Annotated in this window: 20 protein-coding genes and 1 tRNA gene; 15 read left to right on the plus strand and 6 right to left on the minus strand. The window is 45.2% G+C overall.

From position 1 onward, the window contains the following. The first annotated feature begins 146 nt into the window (after positions 1-146). The 3 genes from L9Q39_RS03965 to L9Q39_RS03975 are packed head-to-tail and all read left to right on the plus strand — an operon-like array spanning position 147 to position 1,258. Entirely contained in the window at positions 147-428 is a 282-nt protein-coding gene (locus L9Q39_RS03965; RefSeq protein ID WP_435532803.1) for a type 2 periplasmic-binding domain-containing protein, read from the plus strand. 41 nt (positions 429-469) lie between these two features. Continuing rightward, entirely contained in the window at positions 470-826 is a 357-nt protein-coding gene (locus L9Q39_RS03970) for a MerR family transcriptional regulator (RefSeq protein ID WP_237483829.1), read from the plus strand. 54 nt (positions 827-880) lie between these two features. Beyond that, positions 881-1,258: a carboxymuconolactone decarboxylase family protein gene (locus tag L9Q39_RS03975; RefSeq protein ID WP_237483830.1), complete on the plus strand. Its 378-nt coding sequence runs from the start codon at positions 881-883 to the stop codon at positions 1,256-1,258. Positions 1,259-1,277: 19 nt separating this feature from the next. Here the strand turns inward: L9Q39_RS03975 and L9Q39_RS03980 are convergent, their stop codons facing one another. Next, positions 1,278-1,715 (minus strand): VOC family protein, encoded by a 438-nt coding sequence (locus L9Q39_RS03980; protein WP_237483831.1) that lies wholly within the window; start codon positions 1,713-1,715, stop codon positions 1,278-1,280. A gap of 416 nt (positions 1,716-2,131) precedes the next feature. Between L9Q39_RS03980 and L9Q39_RS03985 the strand changes: the two genes are divergently transcribed. Both L9Q39_RS03985 and L9Q39_RS03990 read left to right on the plus strand, forming a co-directional pair. Beyond that, a complete protein-coding gene (locus L9Q39_RS03985) occupies positions 2,132-2,782 on the plus strand; it encodes a BUD32 family EKC/KEOPS complex subunit (RefSeq protein WP_237483832.1) in 651 nt (216 codons plus the stop codon). A 282-nt stretch (positions 2,783-3,064) separates the two neighbouring features. Continuing rightward, positions 3,065-3,565, plus strand: a complete 501-nt coding sequence (locus L9Q39_RS03990; RefSeq protein WP_237483833.1) for a GNAT family N-acetyltransferase — start codon at positions 3,065-3,067, stop codon at positions 3,563-3,565. Between the two features lie 97 nt (positions 3,566-3,662). On the opposite strand, the gene L9Q39_RS03995 is transcribed toward L9Q39_RS03990, so the two are convergent. Together L9Q39_RS03995 and L9Q39_RS04000 are read right to left on the minus strand one after the other, a co-directional pair. Further along, positions 3,663-3,739, minus strand: a tRNA-Arg gene (locus L9Q39_RS03995). A gap of 56 nt (positions 3,740-3,795) precedes the next feature. Next, positions 3,796-4,929: a flagellar assembly protein FlgT gene (locus tag L9Q39_RS04000; protein ID WP_237483834.1), complete on the minus strand. Its 1,134-nt coding sequence runs from the start codon at positions 4,927-4,929 to the stop codon at positions 3,796-3,798. A gap of 174 nt (positions 4,930-5,103) precedes the next feature. Here L9Q39_RS04000 and L9Q39_RS04005 point away from each other — a divergent pair, with 174 nt between their 5' ends. Together L9Q39_RS04005 and L9Q39_RS04010 are read left to right on the plus strand one after the other, a co-directional pair. Continuing rightward, positions 5,104-5,739, plus strand: a complete 636-nt coding sequence (locus L9Q39_RS04005; protein ID WP_237483835.1) for a FlgO family outer membrane protein — start codon at positions 5,104-5,106, stop codon at positions 5,737-5,739. A gap of 13 nt (positions 5,740-5,752) precedes the next feature. Then, positions 5,753-6,181, plus strand: a complete 429-nt coding sequence (locus L9Q39_RS04010) for an LPP20 family lipoprotein (protein WP_237485497.1) — start codon at positions 5,753-5,755, stop codon at positions 6,179-6,181. A gap of 70 nt (positions 6,182-6,251) precedes the next feature. Here the strand turns inward: L9Q39_RS04010 and L9Q39_RS04015 are convergent, their stop codons facing one another. The 3 genes from L9Q39_RS04015 to flgA all read right to left on the minus strand — a co-directional run bounded on the left by L9Q39_RS04015 (position 6,252) and on the right by flgA (position 7,874). Continuing rightward, positions 6,252-6,677, minus strand: a complete 426-nt coding sequence (locus tag L9Q39_RS04015; protein ID WP_237483836.1) for a flagella synthesis protein FlgN — start codon at positions 6,675-6,677, stop codon at positions 6,252-6,254. 39 nt (positions 6,678-6,716) lie between these two features. Next, complete coding sequence (gene flgM / locus L9Q39_RS04020; RefSeq protein WP_237483837.1) at positions 6,717-7,034, minus strand: flagellar biosynthesis anti-sigma factor FlgM; 318 nt, start codon at positions 7,032-7,034, stop codon at positions 6,717-6,719. A gap of 147 nt (positions 7,035-7,181) precedes the next feature. Then, positions 7,182-7,874, minus strand: coding sequence for a flagellar basal body P-ring formation chaperone FlgA (flgA, locus tag L9Q39_RS04025; RefSeq protein ID WP_237483838.1), 693 nt, complete (start codon positions 7,872-7,874; stop codon positions 7,182-7,184). Positions 7,875-8,003: 129 nt separating this feature from the next. Here flgA and L9Q39_RS04030 point away from each other — a divergent pair, with 129 nt between their 5' ends. The 8 genes from L9Q39_RS04030 (at position 8,004) to flgG (ending at position 14,846) form a co-directional block, all read left to right on the plus strand. Further along, entirely contained in the window at positions 8,004-8,945 is a 942-nt protein-coding gene (locus L9Q39_RS04030) for a chemotaxis protein CheV (RefSeq protein ID WP_237483839.1), read from the plus strand. Positions 8,946-9,016: 71 nt separating this feature from the next. Then, positions 9,017-9,841, plus strand: a complete 825-nt coding sequence (locus tag L9Q39_RS04035; protein WP_237483840.1) for a CheR family methyltransferase — start codon at positions 9,017-9,019, stop codon at positions 9,839-9,841. A 312-nt stretch (positions 9,842-10,153) separates the two neighbouring features. Beyond that, positions 10,154-10,549, plus strand: coding sequence for a flagellar basal body rod protein FlgB (flgB, locus tag L9Q39_RS04040; RefSeq protein WP_237483841.1), 396 nt, complete (start codon positions 10,154-10,156; stop codon positions 10,547-10,549). Positions 10,550-10,554: 5 nt separating this feature from the next. After that, positions 10,555-10,971: a flagellar basal body rod protein FlgC gene (flgC, locus tag L9Q39_RS04045; protein ID WP_237483842.1), complete on the plus strand. Its 417-nt coding sequence runs from the start codon at positions 10,555-10,557 to the stop codon at positions 10,969-10,971. Positions 10,972-10,987: 16 nt separating this feature from the next. Continuing rightward, a complete protein-coding gene (flgD, locus tag L9Q39_RS04050; protein WP_237483843.1) occupies positions 10,988-11,695 on the plus strand; it encodes a flagellar hook assembly protein FlgD in 708 nt (235 codons plus the stop codon). A 45-nt stretch (positions 11,696-11,740) separates the two neighbouring features. Beyond that, complete coding sequence (gene flgE / locus L9Q39_RS04055) at positions 11,741-13,045, plus strand: flagellar hook protein FlgE (RefSeq protein ID WP_237483844.1); 1,305 nt, start codon at positions 11,741-11,743, stop codon at positions 13,043-13,045. Between the two features lie 246 nt (positions 13,046-13,291). Continuing rightward, entirely contained in the window at positions 13,292-14,041 is a 750-nt protein-coding gene (gene flgF, locus L9Q39_RS04060) for a flagellar basal-body rod protein FlgF (RefSeq protein ID WP_237483845.1), read from the plus strand. 16 nt (positions 14,042-14,057) lie between these two features. Then, positions 14,058-14,846, plus strand: a complete 789-nt coding sequence (gene flgG / locus L9Q39_RS04065; protein WP_237483846.1) for a flagellar basal-body rod protein FlgG — start codon at positions 14,058-14,060, stop codon at positions 14,844-14,846.

Consider the following 14,846-nt stretch of genomic DNA (forward strand, 5'->3'; position numbering starts at 1 on the left):
GATCATCGGTGTGACCGAGTTTGTCGCCGTAGCCGAACAACAGAGCTTCACCGCTGATCAATCAATTTATGCTGCTTTATCCGCAGATAGAGTTAGAGTTGGTGTTGTCCAATCAAACCTTTGACCTAATAGAGTAAGATTTTGACTTGGCGATTCGCCTTGGACACCTCACAGATTCAAGTATGATGGCAAAACAACTTGCGTCACGTCAGATAAGAGTTTGTGCCTCTCCTGACTACCTTAAAAAATACGGTGAACCGTATTCATTGTCCGAACTCGAGCTTCACATCTGTTTGGTTGAAATTTTGCAAGCGTATCGACAGGGGCAGCAAGGCATATGGGCGGTGTATCCCAATAATCGCCACTTATCAACCAAAGTTCGTCGCCTGATTGAGTTTTTGACCAAAGGGCTAAGAGGGGCAGACTAGATAACGGCGACAGTACAAACAACATAATCTGGGCTCATTATATGGACATAACGCGATTTTCCAAATTGGTGGGCTTATCAGCCCATACACTTCGATATTACGAGAAGATAGGGTTAATAAGAGATATCCACCGTGATTCTGGTGGGCGACGGAGTTTTGTTAACAAGGACATCGACTGGGTTCAGTTTATTGTCCGTCTTAAGGAAACAGGAATGCCGTTGGACGGTATCAAGCAATACGCTGAACTGCGACATCAGGGAGACACCACACTGCTCGAAAGAAAACAGTTACTTGAGCAACATCGTCGCCAGATTGAAAAAGAAATCGAAAAGCAAAAGCGGCACTTATCCGCACTCGATGCAAAAATCCACGTCTATGAGCTTAAAATTGACGCTTGACTTAGAGTAAGCTCTAACGGCTAGCCTATTGTTATCAAACAAAAGGAAAGCATGATGAATAATTCAAGGTACCAAATAGGTTTAGAGCAGCTAGCAAAAATTGATGGTGAAGTAGGGCAAAAAGTCATCGACAGTTTGGAAGACATTTGCCCAGATTTGGCGAGGTTAACCATTGAATACCCTTTTGGCGATATATACAGCCGTGAAGGTCTGAGTTTAAAAGAGAGAGAAATCGCCACGGTCGCCGCCTTAACGGCAATGGGCACTTGTACTCCACAACTGAAAGTGCATTTGCATGCCGCGTTAAATGTCGGCTGCACTCAAACAGAACTTAAGGAAATCATACTTCAAATGTCGGTTTATGCTGGATTTCCAGCGGCGTTGAACGGTATGTTTACTCTAAAAGAAGTCCTGTCAGAGCTAGAGCGCTAATATCTAGAAAAAGGCAGAGCTAGTGGATTGCTCCATTCGGTATCAACTTTGTCTCGTCCCAAAATACAGCCTCAATCTTATGTCCATCCAAGTCTCGGACAAAGCAACCATAGTATGGGTCCCCATATTCTGGACGAGGTCCCGGTGCGCCGTCACAGGTTCCCCCCAGCTTTAAGGCGGTGTCGTAAAAAGCATGCACGGCCTTTTCTGAGTTGGCAATAAAGGCAAAATGCACGCCATTCGCAACCTCTGCAGGCTTTTGATTGTATGGGAGTTGCACCCAGAACTCGGGGAACTTCTTGCCGTATGCAACGGCAACGTTAGGGACTTCCTCTTGACGACTTGCGCCAATGGTTGCCAGCACTTGATCGTAAAAATTGAGCGCCTTTTCAAGTTGATTGGTGCTTAATGATAGATGGGAAATAATTGACGGAATATCATCGAATTCTTGAGACATAAGCCTTCTCCTTTTAATCAATGTAGAGATAGATCTGCAACCACTAGTTCTCTTAAAACCAGTCATTCCATTGAACCACCAAACAAATGAAACTGTATATGAATGCAGTTTCATTTGTCTAATATTGGCTTGAGGTAAGTCTGGAGTTGGCAGGGTGATCACTGTATTGAGCCGCTCGTCTCTTCGTTTCAGCGACTACTAAAATTTTGTTGCGTAGTGACTTTCTCTTTAGATAGCCTTGGCGTCACTTGAGGATGAATACTTCTACTACAAATAATCGTCTGAATTTCGCGCTACAGAGCGGTCTGGTTTCTTAGTTTGCACTCTAAGCTTTGAATTTAAAATTGAGGAATTAATATAGTAGGTTGTGAATAGTTGATAGGCATCAAATCAGCGTTATACAAGAGAGGTCAAATATGGACATCACCAATGCAGTTGGAGAACGGGTTGCCACGACACTAGGTGATGTGACCATTCGGAGGTTTTTGGGTAAAGGGAAATCAGGGTATTCTTACTTGGCAGAAAATGATGTAAGCACGTATGTGATAAAATTCATGCATTATGAACCGTGTGCATACTATTCGTTTGGTGATGCCAATAAAGTAGACCTAGAAGTTGTAGCATTCAAAAAATTAGAGCGTATGGGTATCAAACTCCCCCGACTATTGGAAGCGAATGCAGATCACAACTTCTTGCTAAAAGAATATATTGATGGAAAGCTTGTTACCGACCTAGTTATAGCAGCTTCTTTACCAGACGCTTGTGTGAAACAAGTTTTTGAAATGGCTCGTGTGCTAAAAGCATCAGACCTCAACATTGATTACTTTCCTGATAATTTCGTAGTGATGAATGAAGTACTCTATTATGTTGACTATGAATATAACCAATATGACCCACTATGGAACCTGCCTAATTGGGGGCTTTATTACTGGGCGAATTCATCGGGCATGAAAGCGTACAAAGAAACGAAGGATGCACTTCATATAAATCAGAGTCTCGATTCAGGTGTACCAATCAAGCAGCCTTTTGAAGTCTTAGTTAGAAAATGGTGTGACTCATACGGTTAGAGAGTTTGTATAACACGCCGAAGGAAAGGTTTTTAAGAGCGATTCGCAACGCTTGGTACTTTCGGTTTGGAATCGGTTTCAACGAGGTGGGCAGCACTCTCTGCTGCCTTAGGCTTGAAATCTTAGAGAAATTCAAAGATATTATCTAGATCATTAAGGAATCTTCTTCCCATCAAATCATGGTTTTCCTCGATTGCGAGTTCTGGCTTTGTGTTCTTCCATTCGAGCTTTATTGGAATCGCGTGCCTCAGTCCTGAATTGAGCTAGCACTCAAGGAGTACTATGAAAGTTCATCAATTAAATCAAGAACATTACAAAGCCCTTTTTGACTTCGAAACCAGAAACAAAGAGTGGTTTGAATTGTTTGTTCCTCCTCGACCTAGAGCATATCAAACGCTAGTCGGTTTTAGTTGTGCTTCAGACGCGCTTTTGCGAGAACAGGATTCTGGCGCTAGTTATTTCTATGTTGGTTACTTAGGCGACACAATTATTGCACGAGCAAATTTAACAGAACTATCGAATGGAGTGGGAAGTATTGGTTACCGTGTTTGCCGCAATCAAACTGGCAAAGGCTATGGGTCAGCAGCTTTGAACTACCTTATTGATGTCGCAAAACATAAATTAGGCTTAAAGGAATTAAATGCGAAGACAACGACTAACAATATTGCCTCAATGAAAGTCTTAGAAAAGCAAGGTTTCTCGGAAACAGTTAGGGAAACAAATACTTTTAATATGAATGGCGAGGAAGTGTCGTTTGTACACTATGTTAAGCATTTGGAGTGAGTGCCATACCAGCCTTCAAAGCGCAAAGATATGTTTTTCAACCCAAAAACAACAAAGGGCTGGCAGTCACTAACTAACTTGCTAGCCCTTTTAAATATGGCGCTCCCGACAGGATTCGAACCTGTGACCTGCCCCTTAGGAGGGGGCTGCGCTATCCAGCTGTGCCACGAGAGCTTTTAGGTTATGTTACTAAAAGCGATTTTGCTTTGCCGTGTTGCCGGTCACTTAACCTATTGTTTGTGCATCACATCGCCAATTTGAATACTGTTGGCTAAATTGGCTTGGTCAACGACGGCTTCGGCTTCTCTCTCGTAAACGCGCGAAACGGTCAGAGTGATGTCACTCTGGCTCACTTTATTACGAGGGATGCCGTTTTGGTCGATAAAGGCGCCGGTGTGCCAAAGCGTTAACTTGTCCCCCTCTTTTACCCCATGAACACGACCGAGATCTAGGGTCACGGTATTGCCGTAGGCGGCGACCACTTCAGGGAGTGTCATCTTACAAGAGATGTCTGATTCAAGTGCCAACATAATGTTACGGCTGATACGCTGCATCATTTCCCCATAGGTTGAGGTCCAGAAGCGGGCGCTGGTGGTGTCGACCTTACTGGTTTTCGCAAATGGCCATTGTGCCACTTCTCGGAAGGAGTATTGGTTGATCTCGTGACCGGTTTTGCCATCAAAAACCTTAAGATCCATAGCAAACTGACGGTTAATCACATCGTCTTTCAACAGACCTCCTTGCGTGACCGTCGCGGTGAGATCACGAATATGTCCGGTGATTAAGTATTGTGCCCCAAGATCATCGGCAATCATCTTGATGTGCTCTGGTCGGGCTTTCTCGATTTGGTAGCGGGTGGTACCGACAGACACAAAACTGTAAGAGCGATTTGCCAGCTGTTTTTCAACCAATGAGCTGAAATCATGCCCCACCTTATAAATTTGTCCCATTACCGCTTGCTGAGGATCGTCGATCTCAAAATTTGCCACGCCAATGGTTTTTTTGTACATGGTGTTATGGCAAGCCTTTGCCGTCGGGTAGATGTCCAGCCTTGCCTTGATCCGCACCTGATTGCCGCTCACTCTGGTTCTGTCGATCACGATATGTCTAACTTCAGAGTTAACAAACTGATACTGACTTTTTTCTTCTTCTAATAAAGGGGCAAGCTGAGCCAATGTGCCGATATCGGCACCGGCAAAGTCTACCGCCTTATATACCGCGTCCTCTAGCGCGTGCAGACGTGCCGCCTTCTCAGAGGAAACGATGGTGGCAACACCCGTCACTTCATACCAAGCCGCGTGAGCACTGCTGATGGTTAAGCTGGCTAACGTGGTTGAAATTAAAGAGAAAATAAATTTTTTCATGGTCACATCCAAATGCGGAACAATATTTGCTTTCGTTATTCACTAAATCAGCGAATCAGCGAAGATTGGAGCGGGCTTTCTAATTATGAGCATTTTTAGAAAAGCAAAGATTGTTCCAGCTTTTACATAGCGTAAAGAATGATTGCCCCAATGAATAACTTTGGAGAGTGTGAAATGAAAAAGTGGCTATTGATGGCGTCGGTGTTAACACTGACCTCTTGTGCCTACTCACCAATCTACAATGGTAAAGAATCCTACGCGGGATCTCAGTTTATGCTGATGCAGAGCCCGAGACATACCATGGATTTTTTTGTAGAGAGCCTAACTGATGAACTGGTCAAGTCGAATACCAGTATCTCTGCACGTACGCCAATCGCGGTTGCGTCCTTTGTCGATTTACAAAACTTAGACGCCACTAACTGGCTGGGTAACTCCGTATCAGAAGGTTTTATTCATCAGTTTCAGAGCCGAGGTTTTAAAGTCGTTGACTATAAGACAACCGGTTCGATTCAGGTGACGAGTCAAGGTGATTTTGCCTTTAGCCGTGACTGGCAAGACTTAGCCAAAGAGCAGCAGATCCAGTTTGTCCTGACCGGAACAATGCTGCGCCAAGACGGCGGTGTGTTAGTCAATGCTCGTGTTGTGGGGATGCAGTCAAGAATAGTTGTAGCGTCTGCGCAGGGCTTCTTGCCTGCGGACCGTATCGGCCGAGACTTAGATACGCTAAACCAAATCCGTACGGAAGATGGTGTCTTGATTCGCTCTGACCCGTCAATGACAACCCCACATACTGTGATTTTACGACCTTAGTTGGAGTGTAATGATGAGACTTTTAATTGCCACGCTAGTGTCACTGCTTATGCTGGGTTGTGCGCCGATCAGTGTAATGAAGCAAAATACTTTGACCGCCGTTGGCTATGCGAGCATCAGCGAACAGAGCGGCAAGAATGAAGGCGAGCAGCAAGTCCGTGCGATGCGTGCTTCAAAAATTGATGCCTATCGTGAATTAGCTGAACAGGTGTATGGACTGCGTGTATCCGCAAGAGCCGATCTGCAAGACCAACGCCTAGGCGTTGAATTAACATCGGGCGCGGTGGATGGTGTGATTCGTGGCGCTCAAGTGGTTCGCAGCTACAAAGTGGGCGACAGCTATGTGACTGAGCTTGTCCTCGATATTGATAAGATGGACAGACTGCGTGACTACGGAGAAATCCAGACCGTCAGTGAGAAGAAGCGAGTTAGCTTGTTTTAGAGAATAGATAAAAAAACGGCAAAGAATGTTCTTTGCCGTTTTCTTTTGTCTTTGCCGCGTATCAGGTTTATCAGGCTTTGATATTGGTGCCTAGGGTAGACAGCGTGTGCGTTTGACCACCGGCATTGTAAGTCATACCGACCTTGCCATGGCTCTGCTGCATTAAGTTGTTTAGCTTGTTAAAGCTAAGTTGAGCACGCTGTAGGCTTTGACCGTTGATGTCATTGAGCTGTTGGCAGTCGAGTATGACAGACTGGATATCAGCCACTTGCTGGGCAAGATGAGGTTCGCTTTTGAGTCGCTCAATATCTTGGTGTTGACTCAAACGCTGGTCGGTTTGTTGCAACTGAGCAATCAGTGCCATTTTGTCTTTGGCAATGGATTCTATTTTTGATGACTCACGCGCAGCAATCGCCTTCGTTTCTTCACTAAGAAGAATCGAAAGCGCTTTTGCATTTTTTAGTTGATACTCAATCAAATCAACCAGAGCGGCCATGGTGTTTACCTATCAATCAACGGACGATCAATCAGCGGACTATCTTAGCCCACCGAATTCGTTTTCAAATTTCATCATGTTATCAGCGAGCTTTTCGGCATCGACGGAATATGAGCCATTTGAGATTGCTTCTTTGATTGCAGCCACTTTTGCTGAATCAAAGCTAGGTTGAGCGGCCATCTGTTGATGCATTTGACCAATCGCTTTGCCGCCTTGGCTAAGCGTGACTGCATCTTGTTGTGCTGATGAGGTTGAAACTTGGTCTAAGCTGTTATCGCTACGATTTTCCGAACGGGCAGCAGTACGACTGGTGGTCGCCAGTGTCTGTCCAGAACGAATATTATCAATGCCTGCCATAGTTTAAGCCTTCTTCAAATGTAGATACATAAGGTTGCCCCTATCTATCAGTGAATAAAAATGGATGGTGACACCCCACAAAATGATTGCAAGGTTTGCTTTTATACATGGTGTATCGACGATGTGAAACAAACCTTTAGAAAAAAATCAGAAATTAACGGTAATTTCGCCGACACCAGTAACAATTCCCTCAATTATACGTTGAGATTTGTCATTTTTCACCCTGACTTGATCGCCGCTCGCCCCATCGTTCAAAGCCGTGCCTTTGGTTGAGATGGCTAATTCGCCCTTGACCGCCTTTATTACCACCTTTTCATTGCGGCACACAACGCATACGTCGTTGCGCTCGATGATGTCGCCAATTTGTAGGTTCTTTTTTAACTTTGAACCAATCACTTGGTCGAGATCGGTAAAGCCTTGTCGCCGAAAACGTCTCTGCTCGACCATGGTCAAGGTCACATCTTGCGGTCCCACAATACTTCCACGACTTAATGAAGTAGTGGTCGCAACAAGGGGAGCGGAAATGGAGAGCTTAACCGGAACATAAATACGCCAATTGTCCTGTGGGCACTCAACCAATACCGTTATATTACTGCTGGTATGACGAGTATTCGACGAAGAAGTCTGTAAGATAGTCGGACAGTCGGTTGCAAAGACTCTGGTGTCCAAGCGGCTTGCGGTTGCCACAATTTCACCGCCACGAGGCGCGTCAATGGTATCTAAAACATGACCTTCGGCAGCCTTTTGAATATTTTCTATTTGCTCAATGGTAGCGGCATGCGTAAATGCGCTAAAGAAAATTAAATAGCAGACGATAAATAAGGGAATTAAGTGAAACATTTTTCCTGATTTGCGACTGGATATGATCAAAAAAGATGTTTTACAATGCATCATAAGGTATCTCGGGTTCCTAGCTACCTGTGTAGAGTATCACTTTTTAGCCTAAAAGTTTGAAATGGAGATGAAGTTATGACCGGTATCTTAGATTCGGTAAACCAGAGAACACAGCTGGTGGGACAAAACCGCCTAGAGCTGCTGATGTTCAAGCTAATGGGGCGACAGCGATACGGCATTAACGTATTCAAAGTAAAAGAAGTCTTACAATGTCCTAGGCTTACCTCCATGCCAAATTTACACCGTTTGGTTAAAGGTGTGGCTCACATTCGTGGACAGACGATTTCTGTCATTGACCTGAGCTTAGCGGTGGGTGGGCGTCCTACTACAGACGTAGAAAATAGCTTTGTGGTTATTTCTGAGTTTAACCGTAGCGTGCAAGGCTTCTTAGTCAGTTCGGTGGAGCGCATTATTAACATGCACTGGGAGTCGATCTTACCGCCTCCTGAAGGCGCTGGACGTTCAAACTACCTCACCGCTGTCACCAATATTGACGATGAATTGGTTGAGATCATCGACGTAGAAAAGATCCTTGCTGAGATCTCTCCTGTCGATGAAGCGATGAATGGCGAACTGATGTCACAAATCGCTGAAGTTGAGAAAAAAGAAGAGAAGAAAATCGTAAGACGCATCTTGATTGCGGATGACTCGGCAGTCGCACGTAAGCAAGTACAGCGCGCGATTGAATCTATCGGCTTTGAATCTATCTTGGTTAAAGATGGCAAAGAGGCCTACAATAAGCTGTTAGAAATGGCGGCAGAAGGGGATATCCGAGACCAAATCTCGTTGCTTATTTCTGATATTGAGATGCCAGAGATGGATGGATACACGCTAACGGCAGAAATTCGCCGTCATCCCGATCTCAAAGATCTCCACGTTATCTTGCATACATCCTTGAGTGGCGTGTTTAACCAAGCGATGGTAGAGCGTGTAGGTGCGAATGAATTTATCGCTAAGTTTAACCCAGATGAGCTTGGCACCGCGGTGAAAACGGCCATTTCTGGCGGCAAGAAGTAACGAATAAACTTCAAGCAGTAACGAATAGATTGAATGGCACTTTGCCATTTGTAAGCATGATAGAGTAGTGAATGACAGCGATTACCATTAGCGATCAAGAGTATCGTGATTTTAGCCGTTTTCTTGAGTCCCAGTGCGGCATCGTGCTGGGAGACAGTAAACAATATTTGGTTCGTAGTCGACTGAGTCCTTTGGTTGCCAAGTTTGGTTTGTCTTCGTTATCGGAGCTACTGAGAGAGGTTGCGACGGGAAGAATGAGAGATCTCAGGGTTGCTGCAGTGGATGCGATGACAACGAATGAAACCCTTTGGTTTAGGGATGGTTATCCCTTTACTTTGTTATCGGACAAACTATTGCCGGAAATGGCGGCAAATAAGCGCCCAATAAAAATTTGGTCTGCAGCCAGTTCCTCAGGTCAAGAACCCTACTCGATGGCAATGACCGTTCTAGAAACTCAATTAAAACGTCCGGGTTTGCCAAGTGTGTCCATCACTGCAACAGACATATCAAATACGATGCTTGATATGTGCCGAGTCGGTGAATATGACAATCTCGCCTTGGGTAGAGGTTTATCACCAGAGCGACGACGTGCGTTCTTCGAGCCAACAACCGATGGCAAGATGAAGATCAAAGACAATGTGAAACGCATGGTGAACTTCCGTACTCAGAACCTGATGGACTCGTACGCATTACTTGGTAAGTTCGATATTATTTTTTGTCGAAACGTGTTGATTTACTTCTCGCCAGAAATGAAAGCGAAGGTTCTCAATCAGATGGCTCGCAGCTTGAATCCAGGTGGTTACTTGCTGCTCGGCGCATCGGAATCATTGACCGGATTAACGGATCATTTTGAGATGGTGCGCTGTAATCCAGGGATCATTTACAAACTTAAGTAGGCGCGTGCTTACTTCGCCATCCCAAGCCCAATCAATACCACTCCATCGCGAGTGGTATTTTTTTACCTCTCTTTCACGGCTAGATTCATGCCTAAACCAAAACTTGGTCTGCATTTTGCAAATCTATCTTGAGAAGAATTGTCGATAACACGATATCGCAGCAAGACAAAATCGCGACAAGACAAAATCGCAGCAAGACAAATTTAACCGCTCTACCGATGTTGGCTTGATAATTGCTTTGTTTATATCGTCAATGCCGCAAAGCTTTGCCAGACGGCAAAACAGGCACTATTTTTGAACTAAGAGGTTTTAATGGCCATTTCTTTTAATAACGCGTTAGGCATTCATCAGCACACCGTGGGTGTACGTGAAAAGAACGCAGGAGTTATCTCTACCAACATTGCTCAGTCCAACACACCGGGCTTTAAGGCAAAAGGGATGGACTTCGACCGCGCATTAAAAATGGCAACTTCTGGAACAAGCTTTGGTTTGAGTCGTACAGATGGACGGCATATTTCTGCCACCTCGGCAGCGCCAGGGGAAACCCTTTACCGTTTGCCGACTCAACCGGACACCGGCGACGGCAATACCGTCGATGTGGACTTAGAACGAAACTTGTTTATGCAAAACCAATTAAGACATCAAGCATCAATCGATTTCTTAGGCGGCAAGTTCAAAAATATGACCAAGGCAATTAAAGGGGAGTAATTTAGATGAGTATATTTAATATTTTTAACGTTACCGGCAGCGCGATGAGTGCAGAGTCAGTACGTCTAAATACGACCTCAAGTAACCTTGCCAATGCAGACAGTGTCAGCAGCTCAGCAAAAGAGACTTATAAAGCTCGTCATGCTGTGTTTGGCGCTGAGCTGAACAAAGCTCGTTACAACAGCGATCATACGGTGCCAGTCAAAGTGCTTGGCATTGTAGAGAGCGATAAACCCTTAAACGCAGAGTACAACCCAGATCACCCATTAGCGAATGAAGAAGGCTATATCTACAAGCCTAACGTCAACGTGATGGAAGAGATGGCGAACATGATTTCTGCTTCTCGTTCTTACCAGACAAACGTTCAGGTAGCGGATGCGAGTAAGCAGATGTTGTTAAGTACTTTACGTATGGGTCAATAGAGATAGGAGAGAGCAGATGTCTGGAATCAACAATGTTGGTCAAGGCGGTTTATCCTACGTTGACCAACTGAAAAAACTGCAAGAACAAAACAAACCTAATGAATCCACAGGTAAGCAGGAACTCAAGCAAGAAGATTTCTTGTCACTGCTTACTAAACAGTTGGCTCAGCAGGACCCATTCAAGCCAGTCGGTAACGATCAGATGATCGCCCAAATGGCTTCGTTTGCAACGGTTGACGGTATCGGCAAGATGAATAGCCAGTTTGAGAGCTTGAACTCTTCGATGACCTCTAACCAAGCGTTGCAAGCTTCTTCTCTGGTTGGTCGCGATGTACTCGTACCTGGCGCTGCAGGGGTAAAAGAAGCGGATAAGGGCATGGCGGCAATGGTGAAATTGCCACAAGCCATGAACGAAGTGTTTGTTCGTGTAGAAAATGAAGCAGGTCAACTGGTTCGTACCTTTAGTGCTGGCGCAAAACCTGCGGGTGATGCACGGGTTGAATGGGACGGCAAAGATGACCGTGGTAATGCGTTACCTGAAGGTAGATATAAGGTGAAAGCCTCAGGTCTACTTGAAGGCGAGAGTAAAGAGTTTGAGGTTTCCACTTATGCAAACGTCAACAGCGTACTTCTCGGCAAAGGTGATGGAAATGTATTACTCAATTTAGCTGGCTTCGAGAACCCAGTTCGACTAGCTGAAGTACTAGAAGTTGGCAAAGCATAGTTGCTTTTAAACAAGCATCGCTGCTAGCTAAATTAGGAGATTAGAATGTCATATGTATCTTTAAGTGGCCTTTCCGCTGCTCAATTAGACTTAAACACGACCAGTAACAACATTGCCAACGCTAACACTTTCGGCTTCAAAGAGTCGCGTGCTGAATTTGGTGATGTTTACTCTAAGTCATTGTTTACCAATGCTAAAACCACGCCTGGTGGCGGTGCGCAAGCACAAAAAGTGGCACAGCAATTCCATGAAGGTTCGAGTATTTATACCAATAACCCAATGGATCTGCGTATCAGTGGTACTGGCTTTTTTGCCGTATCTAAAGACCGCTTTGTTCCCGATCAGAACGAATTAACACGTAATGGTGCTTTCCATCTTGATCAAGACAGTTACATGGTTACCTCTAACGATGAGTTCTTGCTGGGCTATGATGTAAACCCTGATACTGACCAAGTCGTGTCGTACGAAGCAAAGCCAATCAATATTCCGCCTGAGTTTGGTAAGCCAAGACAGAGTGCGAATGTTGAAGTCGGCGTCAACCTTCCAGCTAACGATCAAGCGAAAGATCCGCTGCAGTTTGACTACAACGATCCAGATACGTTTAACCGTTCAACGTCTTCGACTATTCATGACTCTATGGGTCAGTCGTACAAGTTAACGACTTACTATTTGAAAGATCAGACTCAAACCAACACTTGGAATACGTATTACACCGTCACCGATACCGAAGGTGAAAAGCCAGTGAATATCTCTGGTGGTGATGCAACCACACCAACGGGTCACGTTGGTCACACGGTGCGTTTTAATAGTGATGGATCATTAGCGAGCCTAAACAACGGCAACCCAATGATTACCGAAGCACTCGGTTCGGGTGAAACCCCAATTAACCTGCAAGGTTCAGATCCTAACCAAACACTGAACTTTGATTTGAACAGCGCCACTCAATATGCAGCGCCGTTTGAACTAACATCGTTTAAAGACGATGGTGCCACAACAGGTTTCTTGACGAAGATTGATTTTGACCAAAAAGGTAACGTGCTAGGCAGTTACTCAAATGGTGAAAACGTCACCCTTGGTCGTGTTGCCATGGTTCGTGTTCCTAATGAGCAAGGTCTTGATAAAAAAGGCGGCACTCAATGGGATTCCACCACCGCTTCAGGTGCGAAGATTTGGGGTGAGTCGAATAAGGGATCATTTGGTACGATTAACAATGGTACGCTTGAGCAATCGAATATTGATATGACTCAAGAGCTTGTTGACCTGATCTCTGCCCAGAGAAACTTCCAAGCGAACTCACGTGCGCTGGATGTTCACAACCAAGTACAACAAAACATTCTACAAATCCGCTAATTAACAGATTGAGTCGGCTTTGGCAGACTCAATGCTGTCTAGCTTTAAGGGTAATTGCCGTGGGTAACAAAAACGGCATTACCCTTCCTTTTTTATCTCCCCCTTGCCGTTCCAGCTTGCCGCTTAGGCAAATGATTCCCCCTATTGTTGCCACGATTTAACTTTAACTTATTGATAAATAGCCAGTTTCATTTTTGGCACGGTGCTTGCTTTATCAGTGGTGTACCTTGAATCTTGGAGTGACCAATGGATCGTGCCCTGTATCTATCGATGAGTGGAGCAAAGCAAAATATGCATGCTCTACAAATGCGTGCTAATAACCTAGCCAATGCGAGTACCCCTGGCTTTCGAGCTGACCTTGCGCAAGCTCGCTCAATGCAGGCTTACGGTGACGGCATGCCATCACGCGTGTTTAGCATGACAGAGCGTCCAGGCTATAACTTTGACCAAGGCAGCGTGGTGACCACAGGTCGTGATTTGGATGTCACTATCCAAGGACAGGGTTGGATTGCCGTGCTTGATAACAATGGCAAAGAAGGTTTGACCCGTAATGGCAGTTTGAAAGTGGACCAAAACGGTCTGCTGACCAATGACCGCGGTCACTTGATTCTGGGTGAAAATGGCACACCGATTACGCTGCCGATCCCATTGAGTAAGATAGAAATTGGTAAAGATGGTACGGTTTCGGTGATCCCACAGGGCGCGCCAGCTAACGAGATGCAAGAGATAGATCGCATCAAATTGACCAATACGGATAACCAATCTTTGTTCAAAGATACCAACGGTTTGTTCCGTAACAAAGTGCCGCAAATGCCTTATCAGGCATCAGCACAAGTGCAACTGATGACCGGTGCGGTAGAGGGCAGTAACGTCAATACCATTGGTGAAATGACTGGGCTTATCGATTTACAGCGCCAGTTTGAAATGCAAGTTAAATTGATGAGTACCGCAGAAGAGATGGATAAAGCGTCCGATTCTCTACTGCGTATGGGTTAAATGATAGGGGAATACCATGCATCCGGCATTATGGGTAAGTAAGACGGGCTTAGATGCTCAACAAACTAATATTTCAACGATCTCTAACAACCTAGCGAACGCCTCGACCGTCGGTTACAAAAAGAGCCGAGCGGTGTTTGAAGATCTGTTTTATCAAAATATTAATCAAGCGGGTGGGCAATCTTCTCAGAATACCGAATTACCTTCGGGTCTGATGTTGGGTGCCGGCTCCAAAGTCGTGGCAACGCAGAAAATCCATACGGCGGGTAACGCGCAAACGACCAGTAACAGCCTAGACATGATGATTGAAGGCGATGGCTTCTTCCAAGTATTGATGCCAGATGGCAACATCGGTTATAGCCGCAACGGTCAATTTACCCTTAACGACGAAGGCGTGATCGTGACTTCAGGCGCGGGCTATGCGTTGGAGCCAGAAATTGCCATCCCACAAGATGCGATTTCTGTGACCGTAGGTACGGATGGTGAAGTGTCTGTGCGTCTACGTGGTCAACAAGAAAACCAAGTCGTGGGCAATATTACTACCGTCGATTTTATCAACCCAGGCGGTCTTGAGCCTATTGGTCAAAACTTGTATCTACCAACTGGTGCGAGTGGCGATCCAACCGAGGGCGTCCCGGGGCTTGATGGCTACGGTCAAATCCGTCAATCAATGTTAGAAACTTCGAACGTGAACGTAACCGAAGAACTCGTCAACATGATCGAAGCACAGCGTGTTTATGAGATGAACTCTAAAGTGATTTCTGCGGTTGATAAGATGATGAGCTACGCCAACCAGCAGCTTTAA

It is taken from the genome of Vibrio hippocampi (genome assembly GCF_921292975.1).
Classification (GTDB): Bacteria; Pseudomonadota; Gammaproteobacteria; order Enterobacterales; family Vibrionaceae; genus Vibrio; species Vibrio hippocampi.